The sequence below is a fragment of the Anaeromyxobacter sp. Fw109-5 genome (genome assembly GCF_000017505.1).
Classification (GTDB): domain Bacteria; phylum Myxococcota; class Myxococcia; order Myxococcales; family Anaeromyxobacteraceae; genus Anaeromyxobacter.
The window spans coordinates 4,479,302-4,501,421 of the sequence record NC_009675.1 but is presented as its reverse complement, the minus strand read 5'-3'; the positions used below and the strand labels follow the sequence as shown (position 1 = coordinate 4,501,421).

14 protein-coding genes and 1 pseudogene are annotated in these 22,120 nt (G+C 73.8%); 7 read left to right on the top strand and 8 right to left on the bottom strand.

Going from position 1 to position 22,120, the window contains the following annotated elements; genetic code table 11:
* Positions 1-85 precede the first annotated feature (85 nt).
* Positions 86-523 carry a PAS domain S-box protein gene (locus ANAE109_RS19800; RefSeq protein ID WP_012098670.1) on the top strand — a complete coding sequence of 146 codons (438 nt, stop codon included), beginning with the start codon at positions 86-88 and terminating at the stop codon, positions 521-523.
* Here the strand turns inward: ANAE109_RS19800 and ANAE109_RS19795 are convergent.
* Positions 520-1,314 (bottom strand): methyltransferase domain-containing protein, encoded by a 795-nt coding sequence (locus ANAE109_RS19795; protein WP_012098669.1) that lies wholly within the window; start codon positions 1,312-1,314, stop codon positions 520-522. The two genes, ANAE109_RS19800 and ANAE109_RS19795, sit on opposite strands and share 4 nt — an antisense overlap.
* Positions 1,305-2,117, bottom strand: a complete 813-nt coding sequence (locus ANAE109_RS19790) for an alpha/beta fold hydrolase (RefSeq protein ID WP_012098668.1) — start codon at positions 2,115-2,117, stop codon at positions 1,305-1,307. Before ANAE109_RS19790 ends, ANAE109_RS19795 begins: the two co-directional genes overlap by 10 nt.
* A gap of 215 nt (positions 2,118-2,332) precedes the next feature.
* Here ANAE109_RS19790 and epmA point away from each other — a divergent pair, with 215 nt between their 5' ends.
* The gene (gene epmA / locus ANAE109_RS19785; protein WP_041449465.1) at positions 2,333-3,349 is read left to right on the top strand and encodes an EF-P lysine aminoacylase EpmA; all 1,017 of its coding nucleotides are present in this window, start codon (positions 2,333-2,335) and stop codon (positions 3,347-3,349) included.
* 6 nt (positions 3,350-3,355) lie between these two features.
* On the opposite strand, the gene ANAE109_RS19780 is transcribed toward epmA, so the two are convergent.
* The 3 genes from ANAE109_RS19780 to ANAE109_RS19770 form a co-directional block, all read right to left on the bottom strand.
* Positions 3,356-5,131: an ATP-binding protein gene (locus ANAE109_RS19780; RefSeq protein WP_012098666.1), complete on the bottom strand. Its 1,776-nt coding sequence runs from the start codon at positions 5,129-5,131 to the stop codon at positions 3,356-3,358.
* A 6-nt stretch (positions 5,132-5,137) separates the two neighbouring features.
* Positions 5,138-7,279 (bottom strand): cyclic nucleotide-binding domain-containing protein, encoded by a 2,142-nt coding sequence (locus ANAE109_RS19775; protein ID WP_012098665.1) that lies wholly within the window; start codon positions 7,277-7,279, stop codon positions 5,138-5,140.
* A gap of 105 nt (positions 7,280-7,384) precedes the next feature.
* A complete protein-coding gene (locus ANAE109_RS19770; RefSeq protein WP_012098664.1) occupies positions 7,385-8,551 on the bottom strand; it encodes a class I SAM-dependent rRNA methyltransferase in 1,167 nt (388 codons plus the stop codon).
* Between the two features lie 622 nt (positions 8,552-9,173).
* On the opposite strand from ANAE109_RS19770, the pseudogene ANAE109_RS19765 reads away from it, so the two are divergent.
* A pseudogene (locus ANAE109_RS19765) lies at positions 9,174-10,350 on the top strand (HNH endonuclease).
* Between the two features lie 292 nt (positions 10,351-10,642).
* Here ANAE109_RS19765 and ANAE109_RS19760 read toward each other — a convergent pair.
* A complete protein-coding gene (locus ANAE109_RS19760; protein ID WP_234945188.1) occupies positions 10,643-11,500 on the bottom strand; it encodes an MBL fold metallo-hydrolase in 858 nt (285 codons plus the stop codon).
* 127 nt (positions 11,501-11,627) lie between these two features.
* Between ANAE109_RS19760 and ANAE109_RS19755 the strand changes: the two genes are divergently transcribed.
* A complete protein-coding gene (locus ANAE109_RS19755) occupies positions 11,628-13,922 on the top strand; it encodes a nitric-oxide reductase large subunit (protein ID WP_012098660.1) in 2,295 nt (764 codons plus the stop codon).
* 97 nt (positions 13,923-14,019) lie between these two features.
* On the opposite strand, the gene ANAE109_RS19750 is transcribed toward ANAE109_RS19755, so the two are convergent.
* Positions 14,020-15,063 (bottom strand): aminoglycoside phosphotransferase family protein, encoded by a 1,044-nt coding sequence (locus ANAE109_RS19750; protein WP_012098658.1) that lies wholly within the window; start codon positions 15,061-15,063, stop codon positions 14,020-14,022.
* Positions 15,064-15,182: 119 nt separating this feature from the next.
* Here ANAE109_RS19750 and ANAE109_RS19745 point away from each other — a divergent pair, with 119 nt between their 5' ends.
* Both ANAE109_RS19745 and ANAE109_RS19740 read left to right on the top strand, forming a co-directional pair.
* Positions 15,183-16,562, top strand: coding sequence for a pyridoxal-phosphate dependent enzyme (locus ANAE109_RS19745; protein ID WP_012098657.1), 1,380 nt, complete (start codon positions 15,183-15,185; stop codon positions 16,560-16,562).
* A gap of 23 nt (positions 16,563-16,585) precedes the next feature.
* Positions 16,586-17,752, top strand: a complete 1,167-nt coding sequence (locus ANAE109_RS19740) for a cystathionine gamma-synthase (protein ID WP_012098655.1) — start codon at positions 16,586-16,588, stop codon at positions 17,750-17,752.
* Here ANAE109_RS19740 and ANAE109_RS19735 read toward each other — a convergent pair.
* Positions 17,749-19,194: an MDR family MFS transporter gene (locus ANAE109_RS19735; RefSeq protein WP_012098654.1), complete on the bottom strand. Its 1,446-nt coding sequence runs from the start codon at positions 19,192-19,194 to the stop codon at positions 17,749-17,751. The two genes, ANAE109_RS19740 and ANAE109_RS19735, sit on opposite strands and share 4 nt — an antisense overlap.
* A gap of 841 nt (positions 19,195-20,035) precedes the next feature.
* Here ANAE109_RS19735 and ANAE109_RS19730 point away from each other — a divergent pair.
* Entirely contained in the window at positions 20,036-22,117 is a 2,082-nt protein-coding gene (locus ANAE109_RS19730) for a hypothetical protein (RefSeq protein ID WP_012098652.1), read from the top strand.
* The last annotated feature ends 3 nt before the right edge of the window (positions 22,118-22,120 follow it).

Here is a 22,120-nt window from a genome sequence, read left to right as displayed (position 1 = left end):
CGTGAGGTCCCCCGGGACCCCATCGGGCTTGTTCGCGGGCGGCGGGCGAGCGGTCGGTCCGTTAAGCTCGCGGAAGGAGGTGTACATGGACGACCTTGGGTTCGAGGGCATCGCGGCGCGGATCGTCGAGGAGACGGGAGACGCGATCCTGTTCGCCGATCGCGACGGCGTGGTGCGGCTCTGGAACCGCGGCGCGGAGCGCATGTTCGGGTTCAGCGCGGCCGAGGCCATCGGCCAGTCGATGGACTTCATCATCCCCGAGCGGCTGCGACAGCGGCACTGGGACGGCTGGAAGCGCGTGATGGAGACGGGCGTCACCCGCTACGGCACCGAGGTCCTCGCCGTGCCCGCGCTCCGCAAGGACGGCCAGACCCTCTCGATCGAGTTCACGATCCAGCTCATCCGCGACGCGTCTGGGCGGATCCTCGGGCCGTCGGCGGTGATCCGCGACGTGACCGCCCGCTTCAAGCGCGAGAAGGAGCTGCGCGCGCGGCTGAAGGAGCTGGAGGCGAGGGCCGGTTAGCGGCGCCGCGCGACCCCGTACAGCACGTGGTAGGTCGCGGGGACGCCCGCCGGGCCGAGGTGCCGCGCCTCGTAGCGCCGGATCGTCTCCAGCGTCGCGCGCCGCCCGCCCAGCCCGGCTCGTCCGGGCACCGCGTTCGACGCGCCGACCGCCTTGAGCGCGCGGAGCACCGCGCGCGCGTCGGGGTGACGCTCGACGAGCTCCTCGTCGCGGGTCTCCTCCACCGCGAGCCCGGCCGCCGCGAGCGCCGCCGCGAGCTCCTCGCGGGCGAGGAAGCGGTGCGTCCCCAGCGCGCGCTCGCCCCCCGCCTCGCGCCAGGCCTCCCGGAGCTCGAACAGGGTGCGCGCCCCGAACAGCGCGACGCACAGGACGCCGCCCGGCGCGAGCACCCGCCGCGCCTCCTCGAGGGCGGGCGCGACGCGCGGCAGCCACTGCAGCGTCGAGGTCGTCACCACGAGATCGAAGGCGCCGTCGCGGAACGGCAGGGCCTCCGCGTCCGCCGCCGAGACCGCGGCGCCCGGAGCGGCCCTCCGGGCGGTGCCGCACATCCCGGGGGCGAGGTCGACGGCGGAGGCGGAGAGGCCGGGGCGCGCCGCGAGCAGCCGGGCGAGGAGCGCGCCCGTGCCGGCGCCGACGTCGAGGACGCGGCGCGCGCCCGGCGCCGCCTCGTCGAGCAGCGCGAGCACGCGATCCTGCACCACCCGCTGCACCTCCGCGCGCGCGTCGTAGGCGCCCGCGGAGCGCGAGAAGGCGGCCCCGACGCGCCGCTTGTCGACGGGGTTCACGCGCATGCGGCGAGGAGGGGGGAGAGCGCGCCGGCGAAGGCGTGAGGGCGGGACAGGAAGGGGGCGTGACCGGCCCCGGCCAGGAGGGCGAGCTCCGCCCGCGGAAGGCTCGCCGCGAGCGCGCGTCCCGCCGCGGGGGCGCACACCGGATCCCCTTCGCCGTGCACGACCAGCGCGGGCACGTCCACGTCCGACAGCGCGCCGCGGAGGTCCGCCTCGCCGAGCACGTCGAGCCCGGCGCGGAGCGCGGCCCGCGACGGCACCGGCGCGCGGTCCCGGAGCGCGGCCGCGCGCGACGCGGCCTCGGCGTCGAGCTCGCCGGGCAGGAACATGCCGTCGTGGAAGCGGGCCGTCGCGCGCGCGGGATCGCGCTCGACCTGCCGCGCGAGCGCCGCGAGCGTGCGGGCGGGGACGCCGTGCGGCCACCCTTCGCCTTCCGTGAAGCGGGCGGTGGCCGACACGAGCGCGAGCCCCGCGACCCGGCCGCGCAGCCGCGGGAGCGCGGCGAGCGCGACCTGGCCCCCGAGCGACCACCCGAGGAGCAGGGCGCCGTCGATCCCGGCGGCGTCGAACGCGGTGACGAGGTCCTCCGCCAGCTCCGCGAGCCGGAAGGGCGCGCCGTCCGCCGAGCGGCCGTGGCCCCGCAGGTCGGGCGCGATGACGCGGCGGCCGGCGAGCAGCGCTGGCGGGAGCGCGTCGACGAGCCAGCGGCCGGACAGCGACCACCCGTGCACGACGACGAGCGCTGGGCCGCGGCCCTGGTCCTCGCAGTGCAGGGCGAGGCCCGCTGGGTCGAGGAAGGGCGGCATGGCGAAGGATCCGAGTACCGCAGGCGCGAGAGGGTCGTCAACCTGGGACGGCGAAGGGGTTGACGAGTGACCTCGACCTCGACCTCGGCCCCGACCCCGACCTCGACCTCGACCTCGACCCCGTCGACCCCGTCGACCCCGACGACCTCGACGACCTCGACCCCTTCCACCGAACCGCTCGGCGCCCGCCGTGCCCAGCGGTTACTCTCCCGCGCATGCCCGTGACCCGACGCGAGCGCGCTCGCCAGCGCGCGCGACTCGCCGCGGAGGTGCGCCGCTTCCTGTCCTCGCTCGGCTACGAGGAGGTGGAGACGCCCTGCCTCGTGCCCGTCCCCGGGATGGAGCCGCACCTCCACCCCTTCGAGACCCGCTTCCTCCCCGAGGGCGGCGGCGAGGGGCGGCCGCGGTGGCTCATCACGAGCCCCGAGTACGCGATGAAGCGGCTCCTCGCCGAGGGGTTCCCCCGCATCTTCCAGCTCTCGCGCGTGTTCCGGAACGGCGAGGTCTCGCGGACGCACAACCCCGAGTTCACGATGCTCGAGCTCTACCGCGCGGGCACCGACTACGAGGGCGTCATGCAGGACCTGGAGCGCCTCGTGGAGGCCTGCGCGCGCGCCCTCGCCGGAGGGACCCGCGTGGCGCGCGGCGGCCGCACGCTCGACCTCGCCGCGCCGTACCCCCGGACCACGGTGGCGGACGCGTTCCGCCGCCACGCCGGCGTCGACCTCGCGGCGTGCGATGGGGACGCGGCGCGGCTCGCGGAGGCCGCCCGCGCCGCCGGGCACGACCCCGGCCCGGCGGGAGAGTCTTTCGACGACGTGTTCTTCCGCGTCATGCTGGACGCCGTGGAGCCGCGGCTCGGGGTGGAGCGCCCCGAGTACCTCGTGGACTGGCCCGCCTCGATGGCCGCGCTCTCGCGCGTGAAGCGCGGCGACCCGCGCTGGGCCGAGCGGTTCGAGCTGTACGCCGGCGGCCTGGAGCTCGCGAACGGCTACACCGAGCTGAACGACGCGGCCGAGCAGCGCGCGCGCCTCGCGGAGGAGCAGGCGCTGCGGCGCCGCCTGGGGCGCCCCGTGTTCCCGCTCGACGAGCCGTTCCTGGAGGCGGTGGGGCGCCTGCCGGAGGCGGGCGGCGTCGCCGTCGGCTTCGACCGCGTGCTCATGCTCGTCGCGGAGGCGGCGGCCATCGAGGACGTGCTGCTCTTCCCCGCGCGCGAGTTCCCGGCGCGCTGAGGGGCGTCAGCGCTTCGCCCCCTGCGGCGCCTCCCCGCGCAGCGGGCGGGCGCACAGCGGCCGCAGCGGCAGCTCGACCCGGAACTCGGAGCCCTCCCCCGGCGTGCTCTCGACGCGGATCGTTCCCCCGTGCGCCTCCACGATGCGGCGCACGATGTAGAGCCCGAGCCCCAGGCCGCCGTAGTTGCGCGACGACACCGCGCGCTCGAAGCGCTCGAAGATCTGGCGCTGGTCGGTGGGGGCGATCCCGATGCCGTGATCGCGGACGCGGACGTACGCGCCCGCGGCGCTCGGGCCGTAGCTCACCTCGACCGGCTTGCCGGCGCCGTACTTCACCGCGTTCGAGAGCAGGTTCGTGATCACCTGCGAGAGCCGGAGCCGGTCCCACGCGCCGAGCACCGGCTCGCCCGCCGCCGACAGGGTGGATCCCGTCTGCGAGGCCTCGTCCTCGAGCTGCGTGAGGGCGTCGCTCACCACCGCGCCGAGCTCCACCTCGTCGAGCTCGAGCTCGAGCTTGCCCATGTGGATGCGGGACACGTCGAGCAGCGCGGCGACCAGCTTCTCGAGCCGCTGCCCCTGCCGCTCCGCGGCGGCGAGGACCCGCTCCACGTGCTCCGGCGGGAGGCGCTCGAGCGCCTCGCGGGAGGTGACGCGCCGCATGTTCCCGAGCGCGAGCCGCAGGGCGGTGAGCGGCGTGCGCAGCTCGTGAGAGGCGATCGACAGGAACTCGTCGCGCGCGGCGACCGCGTTCTGCGCCTCCGAGTAGAGCCGGGCGTTCTCGATCGCCTGCGCCGCCCGGTGGGCGAGGTCCTCCAGCAGCGCCTCGTCCTCCACGGTGTACGGAGCTCCGCCCGCGTCGCGCATGAGGGTGATGTGCCCGAACACCTCGTTCCGCTGGGCGAGGGGGGCGATGAGCAGGCTCGTCACGCCCTCGAGGTACGGGTAGTACTCCGGCTTCATCTCGTTGCGCACCGTCTCGCGAGAGAGGTGCGGGATGCGGAGGGTGCGCCCGGTCGCGAGCGGCCCCGCGGTGATCCCCTCGTTCGTCCGCTGCGGGGCGGCGGCGATGATCCGGCGCCGGAGCGCCGCCCGCTCCGGCGAGGGGTGGTACACGGCGACCGGGACGAGCCACGCCCCGTCCGGCGAGACGATGCGGATGAGCGCCCCGTCGCCGATGAGCTCCGCGAGCCGCCGCGCGACGGTGTCGAGGGTGGTCCGGTAGTCGAGGCCGGAGGCGAAGACGCGCGAGGCCTCCGCGAGCGCCTCGAGCCGCTTCGCGTGGCCGCGCAGCGCCAGCTCCGCCCGCTTGCGCTCGGTGATGTCGAGCCCCGTCGCCACGATCGCCCGCACCTCGCCGGCGTCGTCGAGGAGCGCGGCGTTGCTCCAGGAGACGAGCCGCCGCTCGCCGTCGCGCGCGACCCACTGGTTCTCGAAGGTGGACGCGAGGCTCCCCGCGACGAGCCGCGCGAAGGTGCCGCGCACCCCCTCGCGCTCCTCGGGCACGAGCAGGTTCCACACCGGCTGCCCGAGCATCTCGTCGGCGGAGTAGCCCGTGATCCGGGCGCAGGCCGCGTTCCAGCGGCGGATGAGCCCCTCGCGATCGAGCACCACCACCAGCGCGGCGCTCTGCTCGATGATGGCCTCGGCGAGCTCGCGCTCCTCGACGAGGTCCCGTACCTCGGCGCGGAGCGCGGCCGCCTCCTCCGGGGTGCTGTCGCGCGCCGCGCGCTCGACGACGTCGCGGAGGTGACGGAGGCAGGGCGGCTCGCGGCCGAGCGGCATCGGGCCTCAGTACTCGAACCCGCTGCCGCCGATGAACTCGCGCAGGAGCGAGGTCGGCGGGACGTGGTCGGGGTAGATGGAGACGAAGCGATCGACGAGGTAGCGGAGCCGGTGGGCCGTCGGGTACGCGGGGTGGCTGGGCGGGACCTCCAGCAGGTAGCGCTCGGCGAAGACCTTCAGCACCGCCGGCTCGTAGACCAGCGAGGAGTCGAACACCGCGTCCGCCTCGTGCTGGTGGGGGAAGATGTGCTCGCGCTCCCCGGCCTGCACCGACGGCCAGCGCAGGATGTTCTCCGCCGCGCCGTACCCGCGGCGGTGGCGGTCGCGCACGATGCGCCGCAGGAGGCGCAGATCGGTCGCGGAGGTCCGCGTGAGCCGGTCGAAGGGCAGGGTGGTCGCGGGGTGGATGAAGACGCGGTAGAGCGCCCCCGCCGGCGGGATGCCGTCGAGCAGGCGCGGGTCGAGCCCGTGGATGCCCTCCACGAGCAGGACGTCGCCGGGGCGGAACTGGATGAGGGGGCCGCCGTCGGGGTGGCTGGTCCCGGTGAGGAAGTCGTACCGCGCCGTGCGAACCGGCTCCCCCGCGATGAGCCGGCGCACGTGGTCGTGGAGGAGCGGGAGGTCGATGGCCTCGAGCGCCTCGAAGTCCCACTCGCCGGCCTCGTCGCGCGGGGTCTTCTCGCGATCCACGTAGTAGTCGTCGAGGCCGAGGGCCACGGGGTTCACGCCGTCGATCTGCAGCTGCACCGTCAGGCGCTTGATGAAGGTCGACTTCCCCGACGAGGACGGCCCCGCGATGGCGATGACGCGGAGCTGGTCGCGGCGGGCCGCGATCGCGTCCGCGATGTGCCCGATGCGCTTCTCGTGGAAGCCCTCGGCGACGCGGATGAGCTGGGACACCTGCCCGGAGATGCAGAGGTCGTTGAACGCGCCGACGCTCGTGACGCCGAACGCCTCGAGCCATCGCTGGTGCTCCGCCACCATCCCGCCGTCGGCCGGCGGAGGCGCCACGTGTCCGCCCCGACGGCCGTTGCGCGGATCGCGTTCGCCGAGGTCGAGCGCCAGCCCCTCCTCGCACGGCTCCAGCCGGAAGCCGCGCAGCGCGCCGGTCGAAGGGAGGAGCGGCCCCATCGACAGCGCGTACAGCTCGCCGCAGGAGACGAGCCGGACGGTGGCCTGCCGGCGGACGCGCAGCAGCCGCGCCGCGTCGTCCCAGCCGCGCTCCGAGAAGTACGCCGCCGCCTCGTCGGTCGGCCAGTACTCGAGCCGGATCGGCGCGTCGTCCTGCGCCAGCCGCTCCATGCGCGCCGCGATCCGCGCCGCCCACCCGGGCAGCTCGGCGCGAGGCACCCCGGCGAGCTCGACGATCTGCCGCTTGCCGCGCGACGCGCCCATGCGGACGTGGAGCGAGGGCGCGAGCGTGTGGGCGGCCTCGAGGAGGAGGAGCCCCACCGAGTGGGCGTAGATGGCCCGCCCCTCCCAGTGGCGGAGCGTGAGGGGCGCCACGGTCGAGTCGGTGAACACCGGCGTCGCGAGCGACACCGGCTTCTGCCCGAGCAGCCCGGCGACGACCAGCGCGCCGTCGACCTCCGCCGGGAGGAGGTCCGCGAGGCGCGTCCCCGTGCGCACGCGCAGCTCCTCGCCCAGCGCGCGCACCGTGACCTCGGCGGCGCGCGGCAGGGACCGCCCCCGCAGCAGGAGCCCCATCTCGCTCGTCAGGCGCACGAGCTCCTCGGAGAGCGTCGCCGCCAGGGCGCCCGCGAGCTTCGCGGCGAGCGCGGGGCGATCTCGCTCCAGCCCCTCCCAGCACCGGGCGGAGAGGCGCGCGAGCGTGAGCGGGGTCTCGGCGGTGACGGTCTCGCCGCGGTGGTGGGTGCGGAGCGGCGCGAGCTCGCCGAAGTGATCCCCCGGACCCAGGCGGCGCAGGGGCAGGTCCGCGCGGCGCAGCGTCGCGGCGCCCTCGAGGACCAGATCGAGGTGATGGCCCGCGTCGCCGGCCCCGTGGACCCGAGCCTGCGCGGGCACGGTCACGACCTGCGCGCAAGCGAGCAGGGCCCGGCGCTCGGCGGCGTCGAGCCGCGCGAGGAGCGGCGCGCGCGCCAGCGCGTCGAGTGGTCCCGCACCGAGCTCGTCGGGCCGGATGGCCATTCCGGACGTCTCCTTCCGCCTCGAAGGGAGGATCCTACCCCGCCGCGCGTCCGCTCCGATAGGAGGCGGGGCGGCGGAGCGCCCGCGCGGGTCCTTCGCGGAGCGTCAAACGACGCGCAGGACGAAGCACTTCAGGTACCGCGTCTCGGGGACACCGAGCAGCACCGGGTGATCGCGGCCCGCGCCGCGGCGCTCGAGCAGCTGCACCCGCCGGCCCGCGTCGTTCGCGGCGTCGAGGACGAGCTCCTCCAGCATCGCCTCGGCCATGTGGTAGCTGCACGACGCGGTGACGAGGATCCCCCCCGGCCTCAGGACCTGGAGGGCGCGGAGGTTCACCTCCTTGTAGCCACGCCGCGCTGCGGCGAGCGCGTCCTTGCTCTTCGCGAACGCCGGCGGGTCGAGCACGACGAGGTCGAAGGCCGGCTCCTCCTCGGCGCGGTCGCGCAGGTAGTCGAACGCGTTCGCCTCCACGACCTCGACGTTGGCGGCGAGGTTCAGCGTCACGTTCTCGCGCAGGAGCGCCGCCGCGGTGGGCTGCATCTCGACGGCCGTGACGTGCTCCGCGCGCGTGGCGAGCTGCAGGGCGAACCCGCCCGCGTAGGCGAAGCAGTCGAGGCAGCGGCCGCGGGCGTACTCGCCCGCGCGCAGGTGGTTCTCGCGCTGATCGAGGAACGCGCCCGTCTTCTGGCCGGTGAGGAGATCGATCGTCATCCGGACCGCTCCCTCGCGGTAGACGACGGGGCCCGGCGCCTCGCCGCGCAGGACCCCCTTCACCTGCTCGAGCCCCTCCAGCTCGCGGACGCGGACGTCGTTCCGCTCGATCACGGTCCGCACGTCGAGCGCCGTCGCGACGAGCTCGGCGAGGAGCCCCTTGCGGCGGTCGGTGGCGGGCACGAGCGTCTGCACCACCGCGGCGTCCCCGTAGCGATCGACCACCAGGCCGGGGAGGAGGTCCGCCTCGCCGTGGCAGATCCGGACGAAGCGCTCGTCGCCGAAGGCGTGGCGGCGCAGCTCCACCGCCTGGGCGATCCGCTCGGCGAGGAAGGCCTCGTCCACGGGCACCTCGTCGCGCGTCACGACGCGGAGCGCGATCTTGGAGCGCGCCGACCAGAACGCCTTCGCGAGGAAGCGGCCGCGGCCGTCCACGAGCGCCACCACGTCGCCGGCCTCCGCGCGCGGCGGCCTCTCCACGTCGGCGCGGTAGATCCACAGGTGGCCGGCGGCGAGGCGCTCGGCGCCCCGGCGGCTGACGGTGACCTTCTGCTCATCCATGCCTCGGACTCCTCCGGCGCGAAAGCCGGTGACCCTTACCCGAGGTGAGCCCACGGCGCCAGGGCGTCGACGCCTCGTTTACGGGTCGCGGTGGGGGTCGGGGTCGCGGTCGGGGTCGCGGTCGGGGTCGGGGTCGCGGTCGCGCGCGCGCGCGGGGTTGTGTGCCGCCGCTCGACGCAGAGGGCTCGGGCATCGAGGGGAGAAGCGCCCGGTTCCCGGCGCGCCTCGGGCATGGCACGCGGCGGGTCTTCGTCGCCGTCGGCGCGAGGACTGTACGAGCGGGCAGAGCAGGTCCGAGGAAGTTGCGCGCACGTCTCCGCCCATGCCGGCGTTCACTGATAGTCCCTGCTATCTCCAGCGATAGCTCTTGCGAGCCACGCGAGTCCCAGTTGCGGTGGGTGAATGTTGCCCTCTTGACGAGGTTCGAGGCGAAACGTGCTTCGACGTCCGCGGCACGTCGAGAGCACGCTCCTCGCGAGCGCAGGCAGGGCGCGCCGTGCGCGTCCGGCGCGCCGCGTGGACGGCGAAGGGGCGGGCCCGGAAAGCGGCGCAGGCGCGATCCTGGCGCGTCTCGGGAGGTGCGGAAATCGCGTGTTACGAAGGGTGCACAAGGAGGTGCACCGTGCCTGCGATCGCCCCTTCCGCCCTCGACTCGCCCCTGCTCGCCCAGCGCCTGCGCGAGCTCGCAGGCCAGGAGCGCGACGTCCAGGTCGAGTTCCTCCTCCACCTCGAGGTGTTCGATCGCCGCCGCGCGTACGTGGACGCCGGGTACCCCTCGCTCTGGGCGTATTGCCTGGAGGTGCTCCACCTGCGCGAGGGCGGCTGCGGGGCGACGCATCCAGGCGATGCGGGTGCTGCGCCGGTTCCCCAGCCTCGAGGACGCCCTGCGAGATGGCCGCCTTTGCATCTCCACCGTCCAGCTGCTCGGCCAGGTGCTGACCGAGGAGAACCTGCCCGACCTCGTCGGCCGTGCCGCCTACCGCACCAAGGCCGAGGTGGATCACCTCGTCGCCTCGCTCCAGGCGCGCACCGCTCCGCGGGCGGGCCTGCGCAAGCTGCCCGACCGCGCCTCAGCCGCGAGCGCCCCGGCGCTGCCGCTGGCGGCAGCCGAACCTTCACGTGCCGAGCCGCAGGAGTCGCCGCTCGCGCCGCCGTCGTCGGCCGCTGCTGCCGGGGTGTCCCCCGCCACGATGCCCGCGCCGTCCGACCCGTCTCGCCAGAGGACGCGGGCGGTCACCCGTGCGGTGAGCGAGAGCGGCTGGTCGCTGCGGGTCACCATCGACCGGGCCTGCAAGGAGGACCTCGAGACGCTCACCGCGCTGCTCTCGCACGAGTTCCCGGACGGCGATCTCGCGGCGGTGCTCCGGGAGGCCATCCGCTGCGCCATCGAGAAGCACGGCAGGCGCAAGGGCGCGGTCGCGCCGCAGCGGCAGCGGGGGACCGACCGGGAGCCACGTCCCTCCGCCGAGTCCGCCGCGCCCACGAGCACGATCCCGGCGATAGTGCGGCGCGAGGTCTGGAAGCGCGACGGCGGACGCTGCGCCTGGGTCGCTCCGGACGGGCGGCGCTGCGACAGCCGCTGGCAGCTGGAGCTCGACCACATCCACCCGCAGGCCCTGGGCGGACCCTCGACGGTCGAGAACCTCCGAGTCGCCTGCAAGTCGCACAACCTGTTGCACGCCGAACAGACCTACGGGCGCGAGCACATGGATCGTTTCCGGCGTGAGAGCGCCTCCGAGCGGACGGGGTACGCCGGCGCCGCGCCAGCTGCCATTCAGCAGGGCTTGTGGGCAACGTGACCGCGGTCGGCGGAACGGGAGCAGCCGACCGCAGCGTCTTCCGGCGACGCGGCGGACGCGCGGCGACGCCGGCCCTCCGGCCCCCTCGTAGGCCGCTTTCCCTGGCTCGTACTGCTCCCTCGCGCGTGCCCACCGCGGGCGCGCGGTCGGCACCTCGTCCCGAGTCCAGCGCGAGCCGATGTGACGAATGACAAGGTCGGGGTCGGGGTCGGAGTCGCGGTCGCGGTCGCGACCTTTCGACTCCGCGCGGGATGACCGGCCACGAGAGATCCAGGCGGGGTCGAGGTCGGGCTCAGAGCTCGACCACCTCGTGGAACACCGGCTCTCCCTCGTCCTCGCGGAGCCGGCACGCCGCCATCACGGGATCGTGCTCGAACACGAGGACCCCGTCGTCCTCGAGCACCTCGGCGAGCAGGACCTTCTTCTCCTCGACGGTGGTGACCGGGAAGAGGTCGTAGCCCATGACCCAGCTCGGCCGCAGGTGGGCGTGGGTGGGGATGATGTCGCCGCAGAAGACGAGGTGGGTGCCCTCCCCGCGGAAGCGGGGGAGCTGCTGCCCGACGGTGTGGCCCTCCGACAGGATCAGGTCCACGTCGGGGAAGGGCGAGGCGTCGCCGTCGATGAGGTGCAGCCGGTTCGAGTGCTGGAGGAGGGCGAAGTCGTCGGGGACGAAGCTCCCCGCGTCGCGCTCCGAGGGCGCGTGCGCCCACAGCCAGCTGCGCCGCTGCAGGTGGTAGGTCGCGCGCGGGAAGGAGAGCTCCAGCCTGCCGCCGGGCCCGCGCCGCGTGGTGCCGCCCGCGTGGTCGAAGTGGAGGTGCGTGAGGAGGACGTCGGTCACGTCGTCGCGCGAGATCCCGAGCCGCGCGAGGCCTGCGTCGAGCCCGCCGCTCGAGCGATCGATCGCGTAGATGTCGGTGCGCTTCGCGTCCCACTTGTCGCCCATGCCGTCGTCCACCACGATGACGCGGTGCGCGTCGCGGTCGATCGCGACGAGGCAGCGCGCGGCGAGGCGGATGCGGTTCCGCGCGTCGGGGGCGAGCTTCTTCTCCCAGAGCGGCCGCGGGACGATCCCGAACATCGCGCCGCCGTCGAGCGCGAACCACGCGTCCACGACGGTGGCGATCTCGTAGCGGCCCATGCGCACGGTCACGAACCTACGCGGCCGCGCTGCGGGCGGCCACTTCTTCGCTCGTGCCCGCCTTACCCCCAGCGCACCCCCTCCACGGGCGAGCACCTGCGCCGCATCTTGAAGGGGCCACCACCGGAGGTGAACACGAATGCGACGTTATCGAGCCCACTGGATCGCCCTCCTGCTCGTCATGGGCGGCTCCTTCCTCGTGCTGGGCGCCTGGGGCCCGCGCATCAGCAAGGCCGCCCCCCCGGTCCCGGAGCGGGTGCTCGGTCCGAAGGGACAGGTCGTCGTCGACGAGGACTCCATCCTGCGTGGCCAGGACGTCTGGCAGTCGATCGGGGGCCAGGAGGTCGGCTCGATCTGGGGGCATGGGGCCTACGTGGCGCCCGACTGGACGGCGGACTGGCTCCACCGCGAGGCCATGTTCGTGCTCGACCGCTGGGCGAAGGCCGAGGGGGCCGCCGGCTACGCGGTCCTTCCGGGCGAGCGCCAGGCCGCGCTCCGCGCGCGGCTCACCCGCGCGATGCGCGAGAACACCTACGACCCGCGCTCCGGCGCGGTGCGGATCTCCGCCGAGCGCGCCGCCGCCTTCGACGCGACCGCCGCCCACTACGCGGAGGTGTTCAGCCAGGGGAGGGACGCGTACGCCATCCCGGCGGGTGCGCTCACGGATCGCGCGCAGCTGCGCGACCTGGCGGCCTTCTTCTGGTGGACGAGCTGGGCGGCCTCGACGGAGCGCCCCGGCCAGACGGTGACCTACACGATGAACTGGCCGCACGAGCCGCTCGTCGGCAACGTCCCGACCGGCGGCGCGGTGGTGTGGAGCGTCATCTCGTTCGTGCTGCTCCTCGCGGGGATCGGCGCGCTCGTCTGGTACCACGGGAGCCGCGTCGAGCCGGAGACCGTCGCCGCGACGCTGCCGGAGCGGGATCCGCTGTTCGGGCTCCACCCGACCCCGAGCCAGCGCGCCACCGTGAAGTACTTCTGGACGGCGGCGGCGCTCCTCGTCGTGCAGATCGCCCTCGGCGCGGTGACGGCGCACTACGGCGTGGAGGGCTCCGGGTTCTACGGCTTCCCGCTCGACCAGGTGCTCCCGTACTCCGTGGCCCGCACCTGGCACACCCAGCTCGGCATCTTCTGGATCGCGACGGCGTGGCTCGCCACCGGCCTCTACGTCGGCCCCGCGGTCTCCGGGCACGAGCCCGCCGGCCAGCGCGCGGGGGTGAACTTCCTGTTCGTCGCGCTGGTGGTGATCGTGGTCGGCTCGCTCGCCGGGCAGTGGCTCTCCGTGAAGCGGATGCTGGGCGGCACGCTCTGGTTCTGGTTCGGGCACCAGGGGCTCGAGTACGTCGACCTGGGTCGCTTCTGGCAGATCTTCCTGTTCGTCGGCCTGTTCCTCTGGCTGTTCCTCATGCTGCGCGCCCTCTGGCCCGCGCTGCGACGTCCGTCGGACTCGCGCGCGCTGCTCGGCCTGTTCGTCCTCTCCTCCGCGGCCATCGCCCTCTTCTACGGCGCGGGGCTCATGTACGGGCGCGGCTCGAACCTCGCGATGGTCGAGTACTGGCGCTGGTGGGTGGTGCACCTGTGGGTCGAGGGCTTCTTCGAGGTGTTCGCGACCGTGGTGATCGCGTTCCTGTTCGTGCGGCTGCGGCTCCTGCACGTGGAGAAGGCGACGCGCGCGACGTTCTTCGCGACGACGGTGTTCCTCGCCGGGGGCATCCTCGGCACGTTCCACCACAACTACTTCGCCGGGACGCCGGCCAGCGTCATGGCGCTCGGCGCGACCTTCAGCGCGCTCGAGGTCGTCCCGCTCGTGCTCGTCGGGCTCGAGGTCTGGCAGAACATCCGCCTGTCGAGGGCGCGTACCTGGGTGCGCGCCTACCAGTGGCCGATCTACTTCTTCGTGTCGGTCGCCTTCTGGAACCTGGTCGGCGCCGGGCTGTTCGGCTTCTTCATCAACCCGCCCATCGCGCTCTACTACATGCAGGGGCTCAACACGACGCCGGTCCACGGCCACACCGCGCTGTTCGGCGTGTACGGCATGCTCGGCATCGGCCTCATGCTGTTCTGCCTGCGGGCGCTGCGGCCGGGCGCGGCGTGGAAGACGCGGCCGATCGCCGTCGCGTTCTGGTGCATCAACGGCGGGCTCGCGCTGATGGTGCTCGTCTCCGTGCTGCCGGTCGGCATCCTGCAGACCTGGGCGGCGGTCGAGACCGGGACCTGGTGGGCGCGCAGCGCGGAGTTCATGCAGACCCCGCTCATGAACGTGCTCCGCTGGCTGCGCGTGCCCGGGGACACGATCTTCGCCGTGGGCGCGCTCGTCCTCGGCTGGTTCGTGCTGGGGCTCGCCACGGGCTGGTCGCTCGAGCGCACGCACCACGTCGACGAGGGGTCGACCGAGGTGCACGAGGGCGCCGAGACCGAGGCGACCCGCGCCTGATCGCGCGGGCGCCGCGGGCCCGTCGCTCGCGCCGCCCGCGGGTCACCGGGGCGGGCTCCCGCCGCGGGCTCCGCCTCGCCCCCGGGAGGCACGAGGCTCAGCCGCGCAGCTCCGGCACGTGCCGCGCGAGCACGTCCTGGAGCTCGGCGAGATCGGGGCGGCGCCCGAAGGCGTCGCGCACGTAGCGCAGCGACGCCGGGATGGAGACCAGGAACCCGGGGTTCTGCTTCACCCGATCGATGAAGACGAACCGCCCCGCGTCCTTCAGCTTGCGCTGGACGGTGAGCAGGTCGAACACCTCGCGGAACGGGCCGTACTCGAGGCGGGGGCCGCCCTCGGCGGCGAGGCGGTCGAGGTAGCGCCGCAGCATCGCCTCCACGAAGGGCGCCTCCAGCTCGACGTAGCTGTCGCGCAGCAGCGCGACGAGGTCGTACTGGCGCGGCCCGAGGAGCGCGTCCTGGAAGTCGATCACCGCCTGCTCGCCGCCGGGCAGGACCATGAGGTTCCGGGACTGGTAGTCGCGGTGCGTGAAGCCCTTCGGCTCGGCGTCGAGCGCGCGGGCGATCCGGTCGAAGTGGCGATCCACCACCTCCCGCTCGCCGGGCGAGAGCGCGGCGCCCTTCCAGGCCTCGAGCAGCCACTCCCGGAAGTGGTCGAGCTCCCAGCGGTAGAGGTCGTAGTCGAAGCTGCGCGTGAACGCGACGCAGCCGGCGGGACGGGCCTCGGCCGCGGCGCGCAGCCGGGCGAGCTGATCCACGGCGCGCGCGTAGAGCAGCTCGCGCCCGTCGCCGGCGAGGAGCCTCGTCTCGAGCATGTCGTCGCCGAGGTCCTCGAGGACCATGAGGCCCTCGGCCTCCTCCCAGCCGAGGATGCCCGGGACGCGGACCCCCAGGGCGGCGAGGTAGCGCTGCACGTCCACGAACGGGTTCTCGGCGGGCGCTCCCCCCTTCGTGACCTCCTCGGGCTTGGCGTCGGGCGGGAGCACCATCACCACGTGCGAGGCGGGCGCGACGCCCACGCGCCAGTAGCTGCGCAGCGAGGCGTGCCCGGCGAGGCGGCGCACCGGCGCGCCGGAGGTGTCGCGTCCGGTCGCGCGGGCGACTGCGCCACGCACGCGGGCTTCCGTCTGGAAATCGTTCATCTGGGTCGTGTCTCCCGGCTCTTCGCGCCCGGCGCGTCGCGTTGACGGAGCCGGAACCGCCTGCCTATAACGCGCCGTCACCGGCCGATCTGCCGCGCCGGAGGCCTCACGGAGCGCCCATGCCCTACCACGACGACGTCCTCTCCGCGATCGGCCGCACCCCGCTCGTCCGCCTGCGCAAGCTCGTCGGCCCCGACGACGCGACGGTGCTCGTGAAGCTCGAGTACCTGAACCCCGGCGGCTCCATCAAGGACCGCATGGCGCTGCACATCATCGAGAAGGCGGAGAAGGCCGGGCTGCTGCGCAAGGGCAGCACCATCGTGGAGAACACGAGCGGCAACACCGGCGTCGGCATCGCCATCGCGGCGGCGGTGAAGGGCTACCGCTGCATCTTCACGATGCCGGACAAGATGTCGAAGGAGAAGCAGGACACGCTGAAGGCCTTCGGCGCGCAGGTGGTCGTCACGCCGACGAACGTGCCGGCCGACTCGCCCGACAGCTACTACTCCGTGGCGAAGCGCATCGCGGCGGAGACGCCCAACAGCTTCTACCTGAACCAGTACCACAACGTGGACAACATCGAGGCCCACTACCGGAGCACGGCGCCCGAGATCTGGGAGCAGACCGGCGGGCAGCTCGACGCGTTCGTGGCGGGGCTCGGCACCGGCGGCACGATGAGCGGGTGCGGGAAGTACTTCAAGGAGCGGAACCCCAGGATCCTGAACGTCGGCGCCGACCCGATCGGCTCCGTCTACCACTCGATGTTCAAGACGGGGAAGCTCTCCCAGCCCCACGTCTACAAGGTGGAGGGGATCGGCGAGGACATGATGTGCGGCGCGATGGACCTCTCGGTCCTCGACGACGTCCGCCAGGTGAACGACCAGCAGTCGTTCACGATGACCCGCCGCCTCGCCCGCGAGGAGGGCATCTTCGCCGGCGGCTCCTCGGGCTCCGCCGTCCACGTGGCCGTCCAGCTGGCGCGCGAGCTCGGGAAGGGGAAGACCATCGTCGTCCCGCTCCCGGACGGCGGCCGAGCCTACATCTCGAAGCTGTACTCGGACGAGTGGATGCGCGACAACGGCTTCGCCATCGAGGGCGGGGAGCCGGTCGCGAGCGCCACCGTGAAGGACGTGCTCGGCCGGCGGCGCGGCGAGGTGATCACCGCCCGCAAGACGGACAAGGTCGAGACGATCGTCCGCGCCATGAAGGAGAACGACATCTCGCAGATGCCGGTCGTCGACGAGGCGGGCCGCGCGATCGGGATGATCCACGAGTACGACCTGCTGAACTTCCTCATCGAGGGGAAGCACCGGCTCTCCGAGCACGTGGAGCCGCTCGTGCAGCCGATCCAGGGCGTCGTCGGCCCGGACACGCCGGTCGGCCGGCTGCGCGACATCTTCAACGACGACCACGTGGCGGTGGTGAAGGAGGGCGATCGCGTGACCGGCATCCTCACGAAGATCGACCTCATCGAGTTCCTGGGCGCGCGGCTCAAGTAACGACCGCCGCGCGGAGGCACGCCATGGACGACCGGAAGCTCTCCTTCGAGACCCTCGCCATCCACGCCGGCCAGTCCCCCGATCCGACCACGGGCGCCATCATGACGCCCGTGTACCTCACGTCCACGTACGTGCAGGAGAGCCCGGGCGTCCACAAGGGGTACGAGTACTCGCGCACGCAGAACCCCACGCGCCACGCGCTGCAGGACTGCCTCGCCGCGCTGGAGGGCGCGCGCCACGGCCTGGCGTTCGCGTCGGGGCTGGCCGCGACGGACGCCATCCTCCACCTGCTGCAGGCGGGGGACCACGTCGTCGTGTCCGACGACGTGTACGGCGGGACCTTCCGAATCTTCGACAAGGTGTACCGGCGCCACGGGCTCGAGTTCGCCTACGTGGACATGAGCGACGCGCGGAACGTCGAGCGCGCGCTCACGCCGCGGACGCGGCTCGTGTGGATCGAGAGCCCCACGAACCCCATGCTGAAGCTGGTGGACCTCGCCGCCGTCGCCGCGATCGCCCGGGGGCACGGCGCGAGGACGGTGGTCGACAACACCTTCGCGACGCCCTACTTCCAGCGGCCGCTGGCGCACGGCATCGACGTGGTCGCCCACTCCACGACGAAGTACCTGAACGGCCACTCCGACGTCATCGGCGGCGCGGTCGCGACGAGCGACGCCGAGCTCTTCGAGCGGCTCGCCTTCCTGCAGAACGCGGTCGGGGGCGTGCCCTCGCCGCTCGACAGCTTCCTCGTGCTGCGTGGCCTCAAGACGCTGCACGTGCGGATGGATCGTCACGCCGAGAACGCGCTCGCCATCGCGCGCTTCCTCGAGCGCCACCCGCAGGTCGAGCGCGTCACCTACCCCGGCCTCGCCTCCCACCCGCAGCACGACCTCGCGCGCCGGCAGATGACCGGCTTCGGCGGCATGCTGACGTTCGTCGTCAGGGGCGGCCTCGCCGCGGCGCGCGCCTTCCTCGAGAACGTGCGGATCTTCGCGTGCGCCGAGTCCCTCGGCGGCGTCGAGAGCCTCATCGAGCACCCCGCCATCATGACGCACGCCTCGGTGCCGAAGGAGACGCGCGAGCAGCTCGGGATCGCGGACGGCTTCATCCGCGTGTCCGCCGGGATCGAGCGCGCCGACGATCTCCTCGCCGATCTCGAGCGCGGCTTCGCGGCGGCGAAGCGCGCCTAGACGCGCTCCGGCGCGGGCGCGGGCTCCACGGAGAGGCGGGGGAAGCGCGTCGCGACGAGGAGCGCCGCCGCGGCGATCCCGGCGACGCTCCAGAAGACGATCTCCATCGCCCCCTGCAGCGCGCCGCCCACCGAGGCGAGCTGCGCCGCGGAGAGCGAGGCGCGCTCGGCGCCGAGCAGCTTCTCCGCGATCCCGGGCGCGGCGCCGGTGCGCGCGAGCCCCACCGCGAGCACGCCGCCGAGGATGCCGACCGAGAGCGTGCCGCCCATGGTGCGGAAGAACAGCGCGCTCGCGGTCGCGACGCCGCGCCGGCGCCAGGGCACGCTGGTCTGGACCGCGAGGATGAGGGGCGTGTTGGCGAGCCCCAGCCCGACGCCGTAGGCGAAGGTGAGCCCCTGGGGCACGAGGAGGCTCACCCCCGGCCCGAGCAGCAGCGCGAGCCCGATCCCGGCGAGCGCGCTCGTCGCGAGGCCGCCCAGCAGGAGCCGCCGGTAGCCGAGGCTCGGCAGCAGACGCCCCGCGAGCGTGCTCGCGAGCGGCCAGCCGACGGCCATCGGCGCGATCGCGGCGCCCGCCGCGGTGGGTGACGCGCCCAGGATGGCCTGCACCCAGAGCGGCACGAAGGTGACCGTCGCGAGCATGGCGGCGCCGAGCAGCGCCCCCGTCGCGGAGGACACGGCCATCACCCGCTGCGCGAAGAGGTCCAGCGGCAGCAGCGGCTCGGGCGCGCGGCGCTCCACGAGGAGGAAGGCGGCCAGCGCCAGCGCGCCGACGGGGAGCGCCGCCAGCGCCGCCGCGCCAGAGCGGGCCGCGAAGAGGAGCGCCACGACCGCGATCGAGAGCAGCGCCGCGCCGGGGAGATCGAGCCGGTGCGGGTGGCGCTCCGGCCGCTCGTGGTACGCGATCGCCAGCACCGCCGCGCTGGCGATCCCGAACGGCAGGTTCACCCAGAAGATCCAGCGCCAGCCGAGCACGTGGACGATGGCGCCGCCGAGCACCGGCCCCACGAGGCCCGCGAGGCCCCAGACCGCGCCGAAGATGCCCTGCATGCGCGCGCGCTCGCGCAGCTCGAACAGGTCGCCGACGATGGTGAGCGAGACCGGCTGGATGGCCCCGGCGCCGAGGCCCTGGACGGCGCGCCAGGCGATGAGCGCGCCCATGCTCCCCGCGAAGCCGCACCCGCTCGACCCGAGGAGGAAGAGCGCGATCCCGGCGAGGAGGACGGGCTTTCGGCCGTAGAGGTCGGCGAGCTTGCCGTGGATCGGCACCGTGACGGTGGCTGTGAGCATGTACGCCGAGAACGCCCAGGCGTACAGCGAGAGCCCGCCGAGCTCGCCCACCACGGTCGGCATCGCCGTCGAGACGACGGTCATCTCCATGGCGGCGAGGAACGTGCCGAGGAGCACCGAGACCACGGTCAGAGGACGGCTCGTCGCGCGCATGGAGGCGGACCGTTAGCGCCGGGCCGGCCCCAGGTCAATTACACGGGGACCGCGTCCCCCGCCCAGCGGCGGTGGCCGCTGGGGCCCCACCCCCTGCTCGGCGGGGCCTTGGACGTCCAGCTCACCCCGAGCGCAGCGCACGCGAAGCGGGCACAAAGTCGAGCGGGACCGCTGCGCGGGTGCGCGACCGTTCCCCGCCGGAGGGGCTTCGCCCTTGCCATTCATCACATCGGCTCGCCCTGGACTCGGGACGAGGTGCCGACCGCGCGACCGTGGTGGGCACGCGCGAGGGAGCAGTACGAGCGAGGGAAAGCGGGCTACGAGAGTGAGACGCACCAGGATCGCGCCTGCGCCGCTTTCCGGGCCCGCCCCTTCGCCGTCCACGCGGCGCGCCGGACGCGCACGGCGCGGCCTGCCTGCGCTCGCGAGGAGCGTGCTCTCGACGTGCCGAGGACGTCGAAGCGCGTTTCGCCTCGAACCTCGTCAAGAGGGCAACGTTCACCCACCGCAACTGGGACTCGCGTGGCCCGCAAGAGCTGTCGCTGGAGATTGCAGGGACATGGGTGAATGTCGCCGTCGGCCGAGCGTGCGCGCAACTTCCTCGGACCTGCGGTGCCCGCTGACCAGTCACCGCGCCGACGCCGGTGAAGACGCACCGTGATGGGCAGAGGCGCGCGCGGGAACCGAGCGCTTCCCCTTCGATGCCCGAGCGACATCTGCGTACGGACGACGGCACACGACCCATCCGCGTGCGCGTGCTGTCACCGCCGCCGCCGTCGCGCTCCGGCGGGCTCGCCGGTAGCCGTCCACGGAGCGCGGATGGCCGTTATGATTCGCCTCCATGATCCCGACCGCCGCGACCGTGCTCGCGCTCCTCGCCCTCTCCGCTCCGCCCGCCCGCTCCGCGATCCCGCAGCCGCCCCGGGGCCTGCGGCCGGCCGTCGCCCGCGCCGTCGCGGCGCTCGCCGCGAGGCACGGCGAGCCGGAGCGCGCTCGCGTCGCGCGGGGCGTCGCCCAGGCCGCCGCCTTCTGGCGCCCGGCGGACGGCGACGCCAAGGCGTTCGAGGCGTTCTGCGCCGAGCACTTCCTGCCGCGCGGCGAGGCCCTCGACGCGACCTTCGCGCGGCTCGAGCGGTCCTTCGAGGCGCTGGACGGGCACGCGCTCGAGATCTACCGCGAGCTGTCGCGCTACGCGCAGCTCGACGAGGGACCCATGCGCCCGGTGGACGCGCTGCTCGCGGCGCACGATCCCTCGGCCCACCTCGTCGACGATCTCTTCGCCGGCAAGATCGCCTTCGTCGCGCTCCTCAACTTCCCCCTCACCACCCTCGACGAGCGGCTGGCCGGAGGCGAGGGCTGGTCGCGCCGGGAGTGGGCGGAGGCGCGGCTCGCGAACCGCTTCGCGCGGCGCGTGCCCGCGGCGGTCAACCAGGGCATCGCCCGCGCCTCGGCGGACGCCGACCTCTACATCGCCGACTACAACCTCCACATGCACCACGTCCTCGCCGAGGACGGCCGGCGGCTGTTCCCGAAGGGGAAGCGGCTCCTCTCGCACTGGAACCTGCGCGACGAGATCAAGGCGCAGTACGCGCAGGGGGACGGCCTCGCGCGCCAGCGCGTGATCTCCAAGGCGATGGAGCGCATCGTCACGCAGACCATCCCCGCGGCGGTGGTGAACGACCCGAGCGTCGACTGGAACCCCTTCACGAACGAGGTGCGCGCGGCGCCGGCGGAGACGATCGAGGGGGAGGCGCGCCCGCCGCGCGCGGAGGTCTCCGCGGCGCGCGAGCCGGACGCGCGCTACGCGCGCATCGTCGCGAACTTCCGGGCCGTGAAGGAGGCGGACCCGTACTCCCCCTCCGCGCCGACGCACATCGCCCGCAAGTTCGAGCTGGAGCGCGAGCTCCCGGAGGCGCGGGTGGTGGCGATGCTCGAGGAGGTGCTCGGCGCGCCGGAGATCGCGCGCGTCGCGCGCGTCGTCGAGGAACGGCTCGGCCGCAAGCTCGAGCCCTTCGACGTCTGGTACGCGGGGTTCAAGCCGCGCGTGGAGCGCTCCGAGGCGGAGCTCGACCGCCTGACGCGCGGCCGCTACCCGACGGCCGAGGCGTTCGCGAAGGACCTGCCCGCGATCCTGAAGGCGCTCGGCTTCTCCGGCGAGAAGGCGCGCTTCCTCGCCGAGCGCATCGCCGTCGATCCGGCGCGCGGCTCGGGCCACGCGCTCGAGGCGGCGCGGCGCGGCGACCAGGCCCACCTGCGCACCCGCGTCGGCGCGGACGGCATGGACTACAAGGGCTTCAACATCGCGATCCACGAGCTCGGCCACAACGTCGAGCAGGTGTTCTCGCTGTACGGCGTGGATCACACGCTGCTGCGCGGGGTGCCGAACACCGCGTTCACGGAGGCCATCGCGTTCGTCTTCCAGGCGCGCGACCTCGAGGTGCTGGGCCTCCCGCCGCCGTCGGCGGACGCGAAGCGGCTCCTCGCGCTCAACGACCTCTGGGCGACGTTCGAGATCGCGGGCGTCGCGCTCGTCGACATCCGCATGTGGCACTGGCTCTACGAGCACCCGCGGGCCACGCCGGCGGAGCTGCGCGAGGCCACGCTCCGCATCGCGCGCGAGGTGTGGAACCGCTGGTACGCGCCGGTGTTCGGCGCCCGCGACGTGCCGCTCCTGGCGATCTACTCGCACCTGGTCTCGAACCTGCTCTACCTGCCCGACTACCCGATCGGCCACCTCATCGCCGCGCAGCTCGAGGACCACCTCGAGCGGCTCCCCCCTGGGAAGAGGCTCGGCGAGGAGATCGAGCGCATCACGGTGCAGGGGGCGCTCGCCCCCGACGTCTGGATGAAGGGGGCGACCGGCGAGCCCGTCTCGGCGCAGCCGCTCATCCGCGCGGCCGCCCGGGCGCTCGACCGGAGCTGACGG

Excerpts from the sequence above, each read along its gene's own strand:
- ANAE109_RS19800 (WP_012098670.1), top strand. The coding sequence starts at position 86 with ATGGACGACCTTGGGTTCGAGGGCATCGCGGCGCGGATCGTCGAGGAG.
- ANAE109_RS19795 (WP_012098669.1), bottom strand. The coding sequence starts at position 1,314 with ATGCGCGTGAACCCCGTCGACAAGCGGCGCGTCGGGGCCGCCTTCTCG.
- ANAE109_RS19790 (WP_012098668.1), bottom strand. The coding sequence starts at position 2,117 with ATGCCGCCCTTCCTCGACCCAGCGGGCCTCGCCCTGCACTGCGAGGAC.
- epmA (WP_041449465.1), top strand. The coding sequence starts at position 2,333 with ATGCCCGTGACCCGACGCGAGCGCGCTCGCCAGCGCGCGCGACTCGCC.
- ANAE109_RS19780 (WP_012098666.1), bottom strand. The coding sequence starts at position 5,131 with ATGCCGCTCGGCCGCGAGCCGCCCTGCCTCCGTCACCTCCGCGACGTC.
- ANAE109_RS19775 (WP_012098665.1), bottom strand. The coding sequence starts at position 7,279 with ATGGCCATCCGGCCCGACGAGCTCGGTGCGGGACCACTCGACGCGCTG.
- ANAE109_RS19770 (WP_012098664.1), bottom strand. The coding sequence starts at position 8,551 with ATGGATGAGCAGAAGGTCACCGTCAGCCGCCGGGGCGCCGAGCGCCTC.
- ANAE109_RS19755 (WP_012098660.1), top strand. The coding sequence starts at position 11,628 with ATGCGACGTTATCGAGCCCACTGGATCGCCCTCCTGCTCGTCATGGGC.
- ANAE109_RS19750 (WP_012098658.1), bottom strand. The coding sequence starts at position 15,063 with ATGAACGATTTCCAGACGGAAGCCCGCGTGCGTGGCGCAGTCGCCCGC.
- ANAE109_RS19745 (WP_012098657.1), top strand. The coding sequence starts at position 15,183 with ATGCCCTACCACGACGACGTCCTCTCCGCGATCGGCCGCACCCCGCTC.
- ANAE109_RS19740 (WP_012098655.1), top strand. The coding sequence starts at position 16,586 with ATGGACGACCGGAAGCTCTCCTTCGAGACCCTCGCCATCCACGCCGGC.
- ANAE109_RS19735 (WP_012098654.1), bottom strand. The coding sequence starts at position 19,194 with ATGCGCGCGACGAGCCGTCCTCTGACCGTGGTCTCGGTGCTCCTCGGC.
- ANAE109_RS19730 (WP_012098652.1), top strand. The coding sequence starts at position 20,036 with ATGATCCCGACCGCCGCGACCGTGCTCGCGCTCCTCGCCCTCTCCGCT.